The sequence below is a fragment of the Streptomyces sp. NBC_00683 genome (genome assembly GCF_036226745.1).
Classification (GTDB): domain Bacteria; phylum Actinomycetota; class Actinomycetes; order Streptomycetales; family Streptomycetaceae; genus Streptomyces.
Genome location: NZ_CP109013.1, coordinates 5,188,145 through 5,204,637, shown reverse-complemented (window position 1 = coordinate 5,204,637; position 16,493 = coordinate 5,188,145). Strand labels below are relative to the sequence as shown.

The 16,493-nt window shown below is 69.9% G+C and carries 12 protein-coding genes; 7 read left to right on the top strand and 5 right to left on the bottom strand.

Annotated elements, in window-relative coordinates:
* Window positions 1-63 precede the first annotated feature (63 nt).
* The gene (locus tag OG257_RS23300; RefSeq protein WP_329210358.1) at window positions 64-1,467 is read right to left on the bottom strand and encodes a peptidoglycan recognition protein family protein; all 1,404 of its coding nucleotides are present in this window, start codon (window positions 1,465-1,467) and stop codon (window positions 64-66) included.
* 139 nt (window positions 1,468-1,606) lie between these two features.
* Here OG257_RS23300 and OG257_RS23295 point away from each other — a divergent pair, with 139 nt between their 5' ends.
* From OG257_RS23295 to OG257_RS23280, 4 genes are all read left to right on the top strand, one after another.
* Window positions 1,607-2,359 carry a TIGR03089 family protein gene (locus OG257_RS23295; protein WP_329210356.1) on the top strand — a complete coding sequence of 251 codons (753 nt, stop codon included), beginning with the start codon at window positions 1,607-1,609 and terminating at the stop codon, window positions 2,357-2,359.
* 176 nt (window positions 2,360-2,535) lie between these two features.
* Window positions 2,536-3,939: an LCP family glycopolymer transferase gene (locus tag OG257_RS23290; protein ID WP_443054469.1), complete on the top strand. Its 1,404-nt coding sequence runs from the start codon at window positions 2,536-2,538 to the stop codon at window positions 3,937-3,939.
* A gap of 222 nt (window positions 3,940-4,161) precedes the next feature.
* Complete coding sequence (locus OG257_RS23285) at window positions 4,162-5,871, top strand: LCP family protein (protein WP_329210352.1); 1,710 nt, start codon at window positions 4,162-4,164, stop codon at window positions 5,869-5,871.
* A gap of 49 nt (window positions 5,872-5,920) precedes the next feature.
* Window positions 5,921-7,606 carry an LCP family protein gene (locus tag OG257_RS23280; protein ID WP_329210351.1) on the top strand — a complete coding sequence of 562 codons (1,686 nt, stop codon included), beginning with the start codon at window positions 5,921-5,923 and terminating at the stop codon, window positions 7,604-7,606.
* Window positions 7,607-7,664: 58 nt separating this feature from the next.
* Here the strand turns inward: OG257_RS23280 and OG257_RS23275 are convergent, their stop codons facing one another.
* Window positions 7,665-8,687, bottom strand: a complete 1,023-nt coding sequence (locus tag OG257_RS23275) for a glycosyltransferase family 2 protein (protein WP_329210349.1) — start codon at window positions 8,685-8,687, stop codon at window positions 7,665-7,667.
* Window positions 8,688-8,877: 190 nt separating this feature from the next.
* Between OG257_RS23275 and OG257_RS23270 the strand changes: the two genes are divergently transcribed.
* Window positions 8,878-10,380, top strand: a complete 1,503-nt coding sequence (locus OG257_RS23270) for an LCP family protein (RefSeq protein ID WP_443054468.1) — start codon at window positions 8,878-8,880, stop codon at window positions 10,378-10,380.
* Window positions 10,381-10,444: 64 nt separating this feature from the next.
* Here OG257_RS23270 and OG257_RS23265 read toward each other — a convergent pair whose 3' ends face one another.
* The gene (locus OG257_RS23265; protein WP_329210348.1) at window positions 10,445-10,993 is read right to left on the bottom strand and encodes an acyl-CoA thioesterase; all 549 of its coding nucleotides are present in this window, start codon (window positions 10,991-10,993) and stop codon (window positions 10,445-10,447) included.
* A 119-nt stretch (window positions 10,994-11,112) separates the two neighbouring features.
* Here OG257_RS23265 and OG257_RS23260 point away from each other — a divergent pair, with 119 nt between their 5' ends.
* Window positions 11,113-12,396 carry an LCP family protein gene (locus OG257_RS23260; RefSeq protein WP_329210346.1) on the top strand — a complete coding sequence of 428 codons (1,284 nt, stop codon included), beginning with the start codon at window positions 11,113-11,115 and terminating at the stop codon, window positions 12,394-12,396.
* Between the two features lie 77 nt (window positions 12,397-12,473).
* On the opposite strand, the gene OG257_RS23255 is transcribed toward OG257_RS23260, so the two are convergent.
* Window positions 12,474-13,631 (bottom strand): acyl-CoA dehydrogenase, encoded by a 1,158-nt coding sequence (locus OG257_RS23255; protein WP_329215303.1) that lies wholly within the window; start codon window positions 13,629-13,631, stop codon window positions 12,474-12,476.
* 174 nt (window positions 13,632-13,805) lie between these two features.
* On the opposite strand from OG257_RS23255, the gene OG257_RS23250 reads away from it, so the two are divergent.
* Window positions 13,806-15,149: a UDP-glucose dehydrogenase family protein gene (locus OG257_RS23250; protein ID WP_329210344.1), complete on the top strand. Its 1,344-nt coding sequence runs from the start codon at window positions 13,806-13,808 to the stop codon at window positions 15,147-15,149.
* A 147-nt stretch (window positions 15,150-15,296) separates the two neighbouring features.
* On the opposite strand, the gene OG257_RS23245 is transcribed toward OG257_RS23250, so the two are convergent.
* Window positions 15,297-16,490, bottom strand: coding sequence for a dipeptidase (locus OG257_RS23245; protein WP_329210343.1), 1,194 nt, complete (start codon window positions 16,488-16,490; stop codon window positions 15,297-15,299).
* Window positions 16,491-16,493: the final 3 nt, after the last annotated feature.

Genomic DNA, 16,493 nt, shown 5'->3' with positions numbered 1-16,493 from the left:
CCTGCTGGGGCCGGGCCTCGTATCGGCTGGCCAGTGTATGCAGACCGTTCGGAGCTCTCCCGGTCAGCGGCCCTGCAGGTTGGCCGAACTGGTCCGGGCCGTGCCGAGCTTCTTGTAGAGACGGCTCCCGGGGCATTCGGTTGCGAAACCGTCGCGGTGACCGGAGATGACGTTGAGCTTGGCCTTCGCACCCTTCTTGTACTTGCCGCTGCCGCCCGAGACGAGAGTGACCTTGGCCTTGGGGTTACGGCCGAACAGACCGAGCTTCCAGGCGGTGAGCTTGGCGATCGCGGTCACGGAGGCGGCCGGCGGATTCTTCGAGCTGTACGTTCCGAGTACCGCGATGCCCATGCTGTTGGAGTTGAAACCGAGGGTGTGTGCCCCGAGGACGGCCTTCGTCACGCCTCCCGCGCGTCCTTCGTAGATGTTTCCGCACTTGTCGACGGCGAAGTTGTAGCCGAAGTCGCGCCAGCCACTGCTCTTGACGTGGTAGCGGTAGATACTGCGCAGGACCGAGGGCGCCTGGGCACAGGTGTAGTTGTTGCCCGTGGCGCTGTGGTGGATGAAGGCGGCCTTGACGGTCGTGGTGTACGCGAAGCTGCGCTCCCGCAGGCTCTCGTCGGCGCCCCAGCCCTTGCGCGTGACGATGCGCGGGCGTGGTCCCACGAACGGCTTGGCGCCCGCTGCCACGACGGCCTGTTCCTCGGACTCGGCCTTGCTGAGGGCGGGGATCTCGGTGGCGCCGAGCGGGGCGAGGTCGGCGTTCACGGCGGAGCTCTCGGCCGCCGCCACGGTGAGGGCGCCGGGGAGCGCACCGGGCTGGGGGGACGTGACGGGCGTGGCGGTGCCGGTGCCCGGGGTGCCCGCGGTGGGCTCCTGCGGGTCGTCGCCCGGGTCGACGAGTTCCACCCGCAGACCCTCGGGGAGCGGTGCCGACATACCGGCCCGGTCCTGCGCGGCCTCGGCCCGTACGCGTACCTCGACGCCGTCGGAGTCGCCGACCCAGAGCGGGGCGGTGGAACCGCGGACCGTGGCGGATTCGCGCTCGGCGCTCCCGGTGTCGGCCCCGTGGTCGGCGTTGTGTGTCTCGAGGTCCTGCCAGCCGGACCAGCGCGAGGTGCCGGTCGAGCGGGTGCGGACCTGGACGGTTCCGTGGAGTTCGGCGTCGGCGTCGTCCCAGACCACGCCGACGAGGGAGAAGCGGTGGGCGTTGTGCCTGCCCAGGCCCTGGGCCGAGTCGGGGGACAGTGATCTGGAGTCGGTGGGTTCACCGGTGGCCCGTGAGGTCGCGCCGGTGAGCGGTCGCAGGGGCAGGGACTGCGTCGAACCCGACGGTTCGGCAGCGGTTGCCGCAGCCGCCTGGGCGACCGGGGCGGAAGCGGGTGCGGCGGGCGCGGGCGCGGCGAGCGGCAGGGTGAGTGCCGCCGCGCAGGTGACGCCGATGGAGGTTGCAAGAAGTGCATGCATACAGGGAATCCTGGACAGAACCGACATCTCCGGCTACTGGAGTGTGGTCGCCCCCACTTGACGGCCCGTCTGCCGATCCGGTGTAAGCGGCACCCGTCGCGCCCCGCCCCGTCCGTACCGGCCGCGTACCCTTGCGCGGATGAACGCCAGTGATCGCACCCCCGCCGACCTGCTGCGATCCGCGCTCGCCGCGGACCCGGCCCGCCCCCTGGTCACCTTCTACGACGACGCAACCGGAGAGCGCGTCGAACTGTCGGTGGCCACCTTCGCCAATTGGGTGGCCAAGACCGCCAATCTGCTGCAGGGAGACCTGGCCGCCGAACCGGGCGACCGGCTGGCGCTGCTGCTCCCCGCCCACTGGCAGTCCGCGGTCTGGCTGCTCGCGTGCTCGTCGGTGGGCGTCGTCGCCGACGTCCAGGGCGACCCCGCCGCCGCCGATCTCGTCGTCAGCGGACCGGACACGCTGGACCGTGCCCGCGCCTGCCGCGGCGAGCGGGTCGCGCTGGCGCTGCGCCCCCTCGGCGGCCGTTTCCCGCAGCCGCCCGAGGGCTTCGCGGACTACGCGGTGGAGGTGCCGGGTCAGGGCGACCGCTTCGCCCCGTACGCACCGGTGGACCCCGCCGCACCCGCCCTGGCCGTGGACGGCGTCGAACTGACGGCGGACCGGCTCGTCGCACGGGCCCGCGAGGACGCGGCGGAACTGGGCCTCACGCCGGGGTCGCGCCTGCTGACGGGACGTTCGTACGACACCTGGGGAGGGCTCTCCGCCGGTCTCTTCGCCCCGCTGGCCGCCGGGGGCTCCGTGGTCCTGTGCCGCCACCTCGGCCTGCTCGACGAGGACGGCCTGGCCAAGCGCGTGGAGAGCGAGCGGGTCAGCGGCACCGCGGTATGACAAGCGCGCCGTGGGCCACCCGTCCGGCCCACGGCGGGCCGAGCCCCCGGGACTGAGCACCGGCTGCGGTACATGATCGGGCGGTACAGACCACTCCGTCTGAATGCACAACCAAGCGTGAGGTTCAGCCGTCTACTCCTGCGACCGGCGGCTCATCGCGCCGCCGAACGTGAAGGATGGACGCAGACGTGACCGACAGCTCCGGACCCCCTGCCGACCCGGACCGCCCGGACCAACCGGACCGCCCGGACTCCTCGGCCGAGGACGGGCCGAAGGAAGGGTCGCAGGACGATTCCGGGGCAACCCCGCAGGACGGCCCGCCCGCCCCCGGCGGCGACGACGGAAGTGCCGGGAGCGACAAGGGCGTCAAGAGCGACGGCGATGACGACGGGATCCGGACCTGGGCCGACCGGCCCAAGGGCGGCATCCCCGGGCACCGGCGGCACTGGCTCCGCTGGACCGCTCTCGCCGCCTCGTTCCTCGTGCTGGTCGCCGCCGGCGTCGGCTGGTGGCTGTACAAGAAGCTCGACGGCAACATCACGACCGACACGAGCGCCGCCGCCGAGCTCAAGGCGTACGAGAAGGAGCGCCCCACCGCGATCGCGATGGACGCGCAGAACATCCTGCTCATCGGCTCGGACACCCGGTCGGGCGACAACCGCAAGTACGGCAGGGACGACGGCGGCAGCCAGCGCTCGGACACCACGATCCTCCTGCACCTCGCGGCCGACCGTAAGAGCGCCACCGCGGTGTCCATCCCGCGTGACCTGATGGTCGACATCCCGAGCTGTCACCCCGCGGGCGGCAAGGCCACCAAGAAGCAGTTCGCCCAGTTCAACTGGGCCTTCGAGCTCGGCGGCACCGCCTGCACGATCCGCACCGTCGAGAACATGACGGGCATTCGCGTCGACCACCACATGGTCATCGACTTCAGCGGCTTCAAGGACATGGTCGACGCCGTGGACGGCGTCGAGGTCTGCCTCAAGGAGCCGGTCAAGGACGACGACGCCCATCTCGAGCTCCCCGCGGGACGCCAGAAGCTCGACGGCGAGCAGGCGCTGGGGTACGTACGGGCCCGCAAGTCGATCGGGGACGGCAGCGACACCGAGCGGATGGACCGCCAGCAGAAGTTCCTGGGCGCCCTCGTGAACAAGATGCAGAGCAACGGCGTCCTGCTCAACCCGACGAGGCTGTACCCGGTGCTGGACGCGGCGACGAAGTCGCTCACCACCGACCCGGGGCTGGACTCGCTCAGGGACCTGTACGACCTGGTGCGCGGCATGCGGAACGTCCCCACGGAGAAGGTGCAGTTCCTGACCGTGCCCCGGCAGCCCTACCGCGCCGACCGGAACCGGGACGAACTCGTCCAGCCGGACGCCGACCGGCTGTTCGAGCAGTTGCGCAAGGACGAGCCCGTCGCCGTGGTCCCGGCCGACGAGAACAATGCGGGGGATTCACAGCCGACTCACAGTTCCGAGAAGGAATCCACCGACGGAAAGCCCGGCAGTACGGACGGGAGTCCGACCCCGGCCCCCACCTATTCGGGGTCGAATGCTGCGGATGACCTGTGCGACCAGTAAAGCAATGGCCAAGCAATGGGCGGCAATCCGAGCGGAATAGGCAGAATGCCCGGTTATAAGACGCGTGGAATATGTCACGCACGCCGCCCATGGCCGAATCCGCCGGATAGTGTGACGCGATCCGGTGCCGACGGCCCCCTGGCCGCGCACTGCTGGAGCGACAGACCGAGCGCCCTGTCGGGGAGGCGCCTCGCCTGGCACCGACGGAGGATTCAGGAAACCGTGGACGCGCATAGCCGTGGGCGGGCGGACGAAATGGACGCCGCCGACCAGTGGGTGCTCAACCCGCAGACCGGCAATTACGAATTGCGACCGAGTCACTCCGGAACAGAGTCGTCCGGCGCTTCCCGTACGTCGGACCACTACGGCTCCGACAACAGGAACGAGCCCCTCCGCGAGGTCCCCGAGCAGCGGAACCGCCGTTCCGCACGGAGCGGGCACACCCGGGAGCAGCCGCAGGTGCCGGCCGGGCGCCGTAAGCGCACATCGCCGAAGGCGCGGCGGAAGAAGGCCCTGCTGTGGACCGGCGGCGTGATGGCCTTCGTGATCGTCGCCGGATCGGCGGGGGCGTACGCCCTCTACCAGAAGTTCGACGGCAACCTCGACACCGTCGACGTCGGTGACGCCGGCAGCAAGAGCGTCGCCGCCGAGGGGCCGCTGAACATACTGATCATCGGCACGGACAAGCGCACCGGCAGTGGCAACGAGGGCTACGGCGACAAGGGCAGCACCGGCCACGCCGACACCAACATCCTCTTCCACGTCTCCGCGGACCGCACCAACGCCACGGCGATGAGCATCCCCCGCGACCTGATGACGGACATCCCGGAGTGCACCACCAAGCAGCCGGACGGTTCGCAGAAGGTCATACCCGGCTCGCGGAACGTCCGGTTCAACGTCAGCCTCGGCCAGGAAGGGCGCGACCCGGGCTGCACGATGCGTACGGTCAAGAAGATCACCGGCCTCTCCGTCGACCACTTCATGATGGTCGACTTCAACGCGGTCAAAGAGCTCTCCACGGCCGTCGGCGGGGTCAAGGTCTGCCTGGCCAAGGCGATCAAGGACCCCGACTCGCACCTCGACCTGCCTGCCGGTGAGTCCACCGTCCAGGGCGAGCAGGCACTGGCCTTCGTCCGCACCCGGCACAGCTTCGGCAATCAGAGCGACCTCGACCGGATCAAGGTGCAGCAGCAGTTCATCGGCTCGATGATCCGGCAGATGAAGTCCGACGACACCCTGACGAGCCCCACGAAGCTCTTCAGCCTCGCGGACGCGGCGACCAAGGCGCTCACGGTCGACTCCGGCATCGGGTCGATCAAGAAGCTGACCTCGCTCGCACAGGAGCTGGGCAGGATCGACACCAAGAACATCACCTTCGTCACGCTGCCGGTGATCGACAACCCGGCCGAGCCGACGCCCATCACCGTGGTCGTGGAACCGCAGAAGTCGGAGCAGCTCTTCGCGATGATGCGCTCCGACACCTCCCTGACCGAGGTGAAGCAGAAGGAGACGGCGGCCAGGAGCAAGCAGCAGGCGGTGCTCAAGGGCGCCAAGGCCGATCCGGCCGACATACGCGTCGATGTCCTCAACGGCGGCAGCATCGCCGGTGCCGCGGACGCGACCGTCACCTGGCTGAAGACCGAACAGGGCGTGCCGGAGGCCACGAACAAGGCGAACGCCCCGGCGAAGATCGACCTGACGACACTGGCGTACGCGCCCGACCAGGCGGACCAGGCCCGCGCCCTCGCGGCGATCATGGGACTGCCCGCCACGGCACTCAAGCAGGGAACGGCCGACGCCGAGGGCCTTCAGGCGATGGTGCTGACCCTGGGAGCCGACTTCAAGGGCGCGGGGGTGCCCGTCACCGGCCCGGCCAAGGCACCGGAAGACATTCAGAAGGCCAGCGCCGACAAGGCAGAGTGCGCGAAGTGACGACGGGTCGTCGCGCCACAGCGAAAGTCTGAGCAGCAGGGGGGTCCTGGTGGGACGGAGCAGCACGCCTGGGGAGGGGACGCGGTCGCGCGTCCGGCACGAGGGCCCGGTCGACGGTGCCCTCGGGAGCGGTGACACGGAGGACGGCAGAACGGCAAGGGGCGGTCACGGCCGGCGGGAACGGTCCGCCCCGCCGGAGGGCGGGCACCGCCAGGGCGGGCCGAACCGCCGTTCCAGGCGGGCCGACAAACGCGGCAAACGGCGCGTACTGCGCTGGGTCGCGTCCGTTCTCGCCCTGCTGATACTCGGCACCGGCGGAGCCGGATACCTCTACTACAAGCACCTCAACGGCAACATCAAGAAAGAGGACCTGACCCTCGGCGACAAGGACATGGCCGACCACAAGGCCAACGCCGCCGGGCAGACCCCGCTGAACATCCTGATCATCGGGTCCGACGCCCGGGACTCCAAGGCGAACCAGAAGCTCGGCGGCGCCAAGGAGACCTTCGGGGGCACACCGCTCGCCGACGTACAGATGCTGCTGCACCTCTCCGCGGACCGCAGCAACATCTCGGTCGTGAGCATGCCGCGCGACACCATGCTGAAGATGCCCAAGTGCACCGACCCGAAAACCGACGAGGTGTACCCGGCCAGCACGAGGCCCGTCCAGACGAACGAGAGCCTCGGCCGTGGCGGGCCCGGGTGCACGGTGGCCACCTGGTACGAACTCACCGGCATCACGATCGACCACTTCATGATGATCGACTTCGCGGGTGTGGTCTCGATGGCCGACGCGATCGGCGGCGTCCCGGTCTGTGTCGACGCCAACATCCACTCGCACGGCAGGGACGGCAAGGGCTCCGGGCTGAAGCTGGAGGAGGGCACCACCGCCGTCAAGGGCAAGCAGGCCCTGCAGTGGCTGCGCACCCGCTACGGCTTCGAGGACAACACGGACCTCGGCCGCGCCAAGGCCCAGCACCAGTACCTGAACTCGATGGTGCGCGAGCTGCGCAAGGGCACCAAGCTCACCGACCCCGGAAAGCTGATGGGGCTCGCCGAGGCGGCCACCAGCGCGCTGACGGTCGACAAGGGCCTGGACACCGTCAAGAAGCTGTACGACCTGGCGGAGGAGCTCAAGAAGGCCCCGACCGACCGCATCACCATGACGACCATGCCGAACGTCTACGGAACGGGCGATCTGGCCGGCCGGGTGTTCCCCAAGGCCGGTGAGGCCGAGCAGGTGTTCCGGATGGTCCGTGAGGACATCCCGCTGGACGGCAAGGCGTCCAAGCGCAAGACACCCGTCACCAAGGACGTCGCCGCGCCCGTCGCGGAGATCCCGGTCAGCGTGCGCAACGCGACCAGCACCGACGGTCTCGGTCCGGCACAGGGCCGTGCGACCGCGGTCAAGGACCTGCTCACGGACGCGGGCTTCGCCAAGGCCTCGATCGACTCCCAGAACGTCGCGGCGGCCGGCCGGACCGGCATCCTCTACCCCAGCGCGGACATGGAGGCCGACGCCCAGGCGGTCGCCAAGGCGCTCGGGATCCCGGTGTCCCAGGTGCAGAAGTCGACCGATGCCTCGGGCATCGTGCTGGCCGTGGGTGCCGACTGGCGCGAGGACGGGGCGTACCCGGCCAAGGCCGTCGACGAGAAGACGCCGGAGTCGGCGGGGGCGCTCAACGGTGCGAACGAAGAGGCGTGCATGCACGTCAACCCGAACTACACCTTCTGACGCCCGTACGAGAAGGGGCCCCGCCGTCTCCGGCGGGGCCCCTTCCTGCGTTCGGCTGTCAGACCGTCTGTTCCCGCACGGCCGGGCGGCGGCTCGCGATGACCCTCTTCGCGAGCGACCGGGGGCTGGTCAGGAAGCCGTACCCCCACGACATGTGCATGGTGGCCAGCGCCACCGGGATCTGCGCGCGCGCCTTGAGCGGCAGGCCCTTGCCCGCGGGCAGCGAGCCGGCGACGATCGCCGCGACGTACCCGGCCGGCACGACGAAGGCCCACGGGGTGACCGCCGCACCGACGACGATGCCTGCCGCGATCGCGCAGACGGCGGTCGGCGGGGCCAGGTAGCGCAGGTTGATCGAGCCGGCGTGGTAGCGGGCCACGACGTGGCGCCAGCGGCCGTACTCCTTGTACTGCTTGGACAGGGCGCGGATGCTGGGCCGGGGGCGGTACTGCACCTTCAGCTCCGGCGAGAACCAGATCTGACCGCCGGCCTCGCGGATGCGGAAGTTCAGCTCCCAGTCCTGGGCGCGGATGAACTCCACGTTGTAGCCGTCGGCCCGCTCCAGTGCCTCGCGGCGGAAGACGCCCAGGTACACGGTCTCGGCGGGGCCCGCCTGGCCGCCGGTGTGGAAGGCCGCGTTGCCGACGCCGATCTTCGACGTCATCGCGGCGGCGACGGCGTCCTCCCAGGCGTTCTCACCCTCGGCGTGCATGATGCCGCCGACGTTCTGCGCGCCGGTCTCCTCCAGGAGGCGGACCGCGGTCGCAATGTAGTTCGGAGAGAGCATGCCGTGGCCGTCGACCCGTACCACGATCGGGTGACGTGAAGCCTTGATCGCGGCGTTCAGCGCGGCGGGGGTGCGGCCGGTCGGATTCGGCACGGTGTGGACCCGGGAGTCCTCCCGTACCAGCTCAGCGGCGATCTCGTCCGTACGGTCGGTCGAGGGACCGAGGGCGATCACCACCTCCATCTCACCGGCGTACTCCTGCTCCAGGATGTGCCGGACCGAGTTCCTGAGATGGCGTTCCTCATTGAGCACCGGCATGATCACGGAGACGGCGGGGTACTGCGCGGCAGACATGTGGTCCTCAGGGGGTCCTCGGGGGTGCCGGGGTTCCGAGGGGCTCTCGCACCCCGGGATGCGGCGTGATTCGGCCGCCACGTTACCGCGAATGGGGGACACCGGCGCGCGCCGCCGGGTCGCCTCCCGGTCTGCAGATCGTATGGGCCTACCGTGCGAAAGTCCTACTCGCACCGCGGAGGTGTCCCCCGTGCCCACGCCGCACCGATCGCCCCGTCCACCGCACCCCCGCACCGCTCCCACGCAGCGCAGAACCGCTCGGCAGCCCAAGGCGGGTACCAGGAACCGGCCCCGCAACGGCAGCCGGAAGGGGCCGCCCCGCTGGGGCATGCGGGTGGCCACCGGGCTGTCCGTGCTGGTGCTCGGCGCCGGCGGGATCGGCCATGCCGTGGTGAGCAGCCTGGAGACGGGGATCGACCGGGTCGATCCGTTCAAGGACATGAAGAACCGGCCCCAGGGCGGCCACGGCATGAACTTCCTGCTGGTCGGCACCGACGGCCGGGAGAAGATCACCAAGGCGGAGAGGAAGAAGTACAGGCTGGGCGGAGCGCCCTGTCACTGCACCGACACCCTCATGCTCGTCCACCTCTCGGCCGACAAGCAGCGGGCGAGTGTCGTCAGCCTGCCCCGCGACAGCTACGCCGAGATCCCGGCCCACACCGACCGGACCACCGGCAAGGAGCACTCCGCCCACCCGGTGAAGCTGAACGCCGCCTACGCGGAGGGCGGCCCGCACCTGACCGTGCGCACCGTCGAGGGCATGACGGGAATCAAGATCGACCACTATCTGGAGGTCGACTTCACCAGCTTCATGGAGACGGTCGACACCCTGGGCGGGGTGCAGATCTGCACCGCCAAGCCGCTCAAGGACCCCTACACCGGACTGAACCTGACCGCCGGCACCCACAAGCTCGACGGCGGCAAGGCCCTCCAGTACGTACGGTCCCGGCACATCGACGGCGCCGCCGACCTGGGCCGGATGCAGCGCCAGCAGAAGTTCATGGCCGCGCTGGTCAAGCAGACGACCAGCAGCGGTGTGCTGATGAACCCGGTGAAGTTCCAGCAGGTGGCCTCGGCGATGCTCAAATCGGTCCGCGCCGACAAGGGATTCGGCACGGATCAGATGCTGGAGCTCGGCAAGGCGATGCGTGGGTTCACCCCGGCCTCGTCGGAGTTCGCCTCCGTACCGATCCAGGACGGCGGTTACCCCGTCAAGGGCATCGGCTCCACGGTGAAGTGGGACACGAAGAAGTCGAAGAAGCTGTTCCGTGCCCTGCGCGAGGACAAGCCGCTCGCCTCCCACCTGCCCAAGCAGCCCAGGGCGACGGTCGTCGGCGTCGCCCCGGAGCAGATCCGGGTGCAGGTCTACAACGGGACGCCCAAGGACGGGCTCGGCCAGAAGGTGGACGCGGCGCTGCGCGGCACCGGTTTCAACACCACCCGCTCCCCCCTGAACGGCGGCCCGCGCGACCTCAAGCGGACCGTGGTCAGCTACGACCCCCGGTGGGACCGGTCGGCGAAGGCCCTGGCGACGGCGCTGCCCGGGTGCGAGCTGAAGGCCGTGAAGGGGCAGGGCGGGACGATGAAGGTGAAGGCGGGCTCCGACTTCACGAAGGTCCAGCGGGTCAAGGCCGAGGATCCGAAGCGGGGCGAGTTCGGCTCGGTGACGGGCGACCAGGTGGTCTGCCCGTAGCCCTCCTGGCGCAAGAAGACGGGGCGCCGGTCCGCGACCGGCGCCCCGTCTTCGGGTGCGGGCCTCAGTCGTCGATGCCCTCGGCGGCGCGCTGCTCCCGCAGCTCCTTGATCGCACGGCGCCGGGCGAGGCGGTGCGTACGCCGGATCTGAGCTTCCTGGTAGCGCCGCTTGTCGCGCTCCGTCTCCGGCACCACCTCGGGCACGCGGCGCGGCTTGCCGTCCTCGTCGACCGCCGCGAACACCAGATAGGCGCTCCCGACCTGCTGGGCCGGGGTCGACTCGTTCCACCGCTCGGCCAGGACGCGGACGCCGACCTCCATCGAGGAGCGGCCGGTCCAGTTCACCTGCGCGCGGACGTGAACAAGGTCACCGACGCGGACCGGCTCCAGGAAGACCATCTCGTCCATCGAGGCCGTCACGGCCGGGCCACCGGAGTGCCGGCCGGCGACCGCACCCGCGGCGTCGTCGACCAGTTTCATGATCACACCGCCGTGCACCGTACCCAGGAGGTTGGTGTCGCTGCCGGTCATGATGTGGCTGAGGGTGGTCCGGGAGGCCGCGGTCGGCTTGGCCGGAATCTCGCCCTCCGGTGGCTGGGCCTGATCTGTCATGCCCTCCACCTTATGCGGGGGCTTGCCCCCGGTTGCATTGCATCAGCTTCGCAACAGCCCTGGTCCGATTTCCGGTACACCCTGTAATACGTGCGGGCCGGGACGGCACACTGTTCCGCATGAACGATTGGCCCGAAGGACGGAACGGCGGACCCGGCGAGCGCTATGGGCAGGGCAGCGCGAACCCGCAGCCCGAGAGCGCCCGCGCCATGCCGCACGTCCGGCGGCGCCCCGCTCAGCCGCAGGGCGCACCGCAGGCCCCGCCCCGGATCCCGCCGCAGGGACAGGGGTACGCCGACGACGGTTACGACAGCGGCTACAACACGGGCCAGGTCTACGGCGGCGGCAACGGCGGCGGACAGGGCGGCGGCGGTTACGGCGGCGACGGCTACGGCGACCGCGGCTACGTACAGGGCCGCCCCACGCCCAACTGGGGCCGGCGCATCAAGGTCGGCGTACTGACCCTCGTCGTCGTGCTGGTCGCCGTCTCCATCGGCACGTACTTCTGGGCCGACGGCAAGCTCAAGCGTGAGGTCGACCTCTCCAAGGTCATCGAGCGCCCCTCCGAGGGCGACGGGACGAACTACCTGATCGTCGGCTCCGACAGCCGCGAGGGCATGACGGCCGAGGACAAGAAGAAGCTGCACACCGGCTCCGCCGAGGGCAAGCGCACCGACTCGATGATGATCCTGCACGACGGCTCCAACGGCCCGACGCTGATCTCCCTTCCCCGTGACTCGAACGTCGAGATCCCCTCGTTCGTCGGTTCCGAGTCCGGCAAGACGTTCAAGGGCACGGGCCGCACCACGAAGCTGAACGCCGCGTACGCGGAGGACGGCCCGGAGCTGCTGGTCCGCACCGTCGAGTTCAACACCGGGCTGCGCATCGACCACTACGTCGAGATCGGCTTCGGCGGCTTCGCCAAGATCGTGGACGCGATCGGCGGCGTGGAGCTGGACATCCCCAAGGCCTTCAAGGACAAGAAGTCCGGTGCCGACTTCCAGGCCGGCAAGCAGACGCTGAACGGCGAACAGTCGCTCGCCTTCGTCCGCACCCGGTACGCGTTCGCGGGCAGCGACCTGGACCGTACGAAGAACCAGCAGAAGTTCCTCGCGGCGCTGGCCTCGCAGACGGCGACGCCGTCCACGATCCTCAACCCGTTCAAGCTGTACCCGACGATGGGCGCCGGCCTGGACACGCTGATCGTCGACAAGGACATGTCGCTCTGGTCGCTGGGCAAGATGTTCTTCGCGATGAAGGGCGTCACGGGTGGCGAGGGCACGTCGATGAACATCCCGATCTCGGGCAGCACCGGCGGCAACCTGGTCTGGGACAAGGCCAAGGTCAAGCAGCTCGTGGAGCAGCTGAAGAACGACGAGAAGGTCACGGTCAAGGGCAACTGACCGCAGGCGCACGCGAAAGGTCCGGACGGTTCTCCGTCCGGACCTTTTCGCGTGCGGTGTGCGCCGAGAGCAGGCGGTTACGGCAGGTTGCGGGCCATGACGATGCGCTGGACCTGGTTCGTGCCCTCGTAGATCTGGGTGATCTTCGCGTCGCGCATCATGCGCTCCACCGGGTAGTCCCGCGTGTAGCCGTAGCCGCCGAGCAGCTGGACGGCGTCCGTGGTGACCTCCATGGCGACGTCGGAGGCGAAGCACTTGGCCGCGGCGCCGAAGAAGGTCAGGTCGCCGTCGAGGCGCTCGGACTTGGCCGCCGCCGCGTAGGTGAGCTGGCGGGCCGCCTCCAGCTTCATCGCCATGTCGGCGAGCATGAACTGGATGCCCTGGAAGTCGCCGATCGGCTTGCCGAACTGCTTGCGCTCCTGGACATAGCCCTTGGCGTAGTCGAGGGCGCCCTGCGCGATGCCGAGTGCCTGGGCCGCGATCGTGATGCGGGTGTGGTCCAGGGTCTTCATCGCCGTGGCGAAGCCGGTGCCCTCCTCGCCGATCATGCGGTCGGCGGGGATGCGGACGTTGTCGAGGTAGACCTCGCGCGTCGGGGAGCCCTTGATGCCGAGCTTCTTCTCCGGGGCGCCGAAGGAGACACCCTCGTCCGCCTTCTCGACGACGAACGCCGAGATGCCCTTGGAGCGCTTGGTCGGGTCGGTGACGGCCATGACCGTGTAGTAGTCGGAGACGCCGGCGTTGGTGATCCAGCGCTTCACACCGTTGAGGACCCAGAAGTCGCCGTCGCGGACGGCCTTGGTCTTCATGCCCGCCGCGTCGGAGCCGGCGTCCGGCTCGGACAGGGCGTACGAGAACATCGCGTCGCCCTTGGCGAGCGGGCCCAGGTACTTCTTCTTGAGGTCCTCGGAGCCGGAGAGGATCACCGGGAGCGAGCCGAGCTTGTTCACGGCCGGGATGAGGGAGGAGGACGCGCAGGCGCGGGCCACCTCCTCGATCACGATGACCGTGGCGAGCGCGTCGGCGCCCGCGCCGCCGTACTCCTCCGGGACGTGGACCGCGTGGAGGTCGGAGGCGACCAGGGCGTCCAGGGCCTCCTGCGGGAAGCGGGCCTCCTCGTCCACCTCGGCGGCGAACGGGGCGATCTTTGCCTCGGCGAGCGAACGGATCGTCTCGCGGAGCATGTCGTGCTCCTCGGCCGGACGGTAGAGGTCGAAGTCGGTCGAACCCGCCAAGACGTTCACTCCCCAAGGATGCTAACTACTGTTAAGTAACCCAATTTTAGTGGCCCGGCCCCGACCCGGCATACGGGCGGGGCACGTGAGCTTGCCGACAGCCGCAAAACGAGGTTTCGGCAGGCCCGGTTATGCTCGGCTCCGCACGTCTGTCCGCATCGTTCAGGAGCACCCATGGCCCTCAGGATCACTGTGATCGGCACCGGCTACCTCGGCGCCACCCATGCCGCGGCCATGGCTGAGCTGGGCTTCGAAGTCCTCGGACTCGATGTCGTGCCTGAGAAGATCGAGATGCTCTCGGCGGGCAGGGTGCCGATGTACGAGCCGGGGCTCGAGGAGATCCTGCAGAAGCACGTCGCGGGTATCGAGGGCTCCAGCGGCCGGCTGCGGTTCACCACCTCCTGGGAGGAGGTCGGCGACTTCGGCGATGTGCACTTCGTCTGCGTGAACACTCCGCAGAAGCACGGCGAGTACGCGTGCGACATGAGTTACGTGGACAGCGCCTTCGAGTCCCTGGCCCCGCAGCTGAAGCGGCCCGCGCTGGTGGTCGGGAAGTCCACCGTCCCGGTGGGTTCCGCCGCCCGGCTGGCGGCACGGCTGGCCGAGCTGTCGCCGGTGGGCACGGATGCGGAGCTGGCCTGGAACCCGGAGTTCCTGCGCGAGGGCTTCGCGGTGAACGACACCCTGCACCCGGACCGGATCGTCGTCGGGGTGGAGAGCGAGCGGGCCGAGAAGCTGCTGCGCGAGGTGTACGCGGGGCCGGTCGGAGAGGGCTCGCCGTTCGTGGTGACGGACTTCCCCACCGCCGAGCTGGTGAAGACCTCGGCGAACTCGTTCCTGGCGACCAAGATCTCCTTCATCAACGCGATGGCGGAGGTCTGCGAGGCCGCCGACGGCGACGTGGTGAAGCTGGCCGAGGCGATCGGCCACGACGAGCGGATCGGGAAGAAGTTCCTGCGGGCCGGGATCGGGTTCGGCGGTGGCTGTCTGCCGAAGGACATCCGGGCGTTCATGGCGCGCGCCGGTGAGCTGGGCGCGGACCAGGCGCTGACGTTCCTGCGCGAGGTCGACTCCATCAACATGCGCCGTCGCGGGCACATGGTCGAGCTCGCCCGCGAGGCGGTGGGCGGGGGCTCGTTCCTCGGACAGCGCGTCGCGGTGCTGGGCGCGACGTTCAAGCCGGACTCGGACGACGTACGGGACTCGCCGGCCCTGAACGTGGCCGGGCAGATCCATCTGCAGGGCGGCCAGGTCACGGTCTTCGACCCGAAGGGCATGGACAACGCCCGGCGGCTCTTCCCCACCCTCGCCTACGCGGACACCGCGCTGGACGCGGTGCGCGGCGCGGATGTGGTGCTGCACCTGACGGAGTGGCGCGAGTTCCGCGAGCTGGACCCGGCGGCGCTGGGCGAGGTCGCGGGGCGCCGGATCATCCTGGACGGCCGCAACGCGCTGGACCCGGCGGTGTGGCGTGAGGCGGGGTGGACGTACCGCGCCATGGGCAGGCCGAAGGCGTAACGCCTGGCGGGGCGGGGGCGGGTTGACCGGTTCCGCCCGGTGGTCGTCCTGTCCTCAAACGCCGGACGGGCCTGATCCGGCTCGGCCAGGGTGTTCGGGTGCGGCCGCCGGACGGGCCCGATGCGGCCCGCCCGGCGTTCGGCGCGGCTACACCGCGGGGCCGTCCAGCTCGTCGATCGTCGCGTGGGAGGGGCCGCGCCGTGCGCCGAGGTCGCGGGAGACCGCTTCCGCGTCCCGCAGGACCCGTACGGCGTTCTGCCAGGTCAGCTTGGCGAGGTCGGTGTCCGACCAGCCCCGGGTGAGCAGCTCGGCGATCAGGTTCGGGTAGCCGGAGACGTCCTCCAGGCCCGCCGGCAGGAACGCCGTGCCGTCGTAGTCGCCGCCGATGCCGATGTGGTCGATCCCGGCGATCTCACGCATGTGGTCGAGGTGGTCGGCGATCGTCGACACCGTGGCCATCGGGCGCGGGTGGACCGCCTCGAAGTCCGCGTGGATCCGCATCGCCGCCGCGGTCGTGTCCAGGTGGTGCAGACCGTGCTCCCGCATGTTGCGGTCGGCGGCGAGCGTCCAGTCGACGGCTGCCGGCAGGACGAACTTCGGCACGAAGGTCGCCATGGCCACACCGCCGTTGGCCGCGAGCATCCGCAGCACGTCGTCGGGGATGTTGCGCGGGTGGTTGCAGACCGCCCGGGCGGAGGAGTGCGAGAAGATCACCGGCGCGACGGAGGTGGCGAGCGCGTCGCGCATCGTGGTCGCCGCCACGTGCGAGAGGTCGACCAGCATCCCGATGCGGTTCATCTCCCGGACGACCTCGCGGCCGAACTCCGACAGGCCGCCGACCTGCGCGGAGTCGGTCGCCGAGTCCGCCCAGTCGGTGTTGTCGTTGTGCGTCAGCGTCATGTAGCGGACGCCGAGGGTGTGCAGGGCGCGCAGGGTGCCCAGGGAGTTGTTGATGGAGTGGCCGCCCTCGGCGCCCATCAGGGACGCGATACGCCCCTCGGCGCGGGCCTTCTCCATGTCGTCGGCGGTCAGGGCGCGCCGCAGGTCCGCCGGGTGGCGTTCCAGCAGCTCGGCGACCACGTCGATCTGCTCCAGCGTGGCGCTGACCGCGTCGTCACCGGTCAGACGGGTGGAGACGTACACGGACCAGAACTGGGCGCCGACGCCGCCGGCCCGCAGGCGCGGGATGTCGGTGTGCAGGGCGCCGGTCTGGTCGGTCGCGATGTCGCGGGCGTCCAGGTCGTAGCCGACCTGTTCGCGCAGGGCCCAGGGGAGGTCGTTGTGGCCGTCGACGACGGGGTTCTCGGCGAGGAGCAGCCGGGCACGGTCCAGGTTGTCCATGGG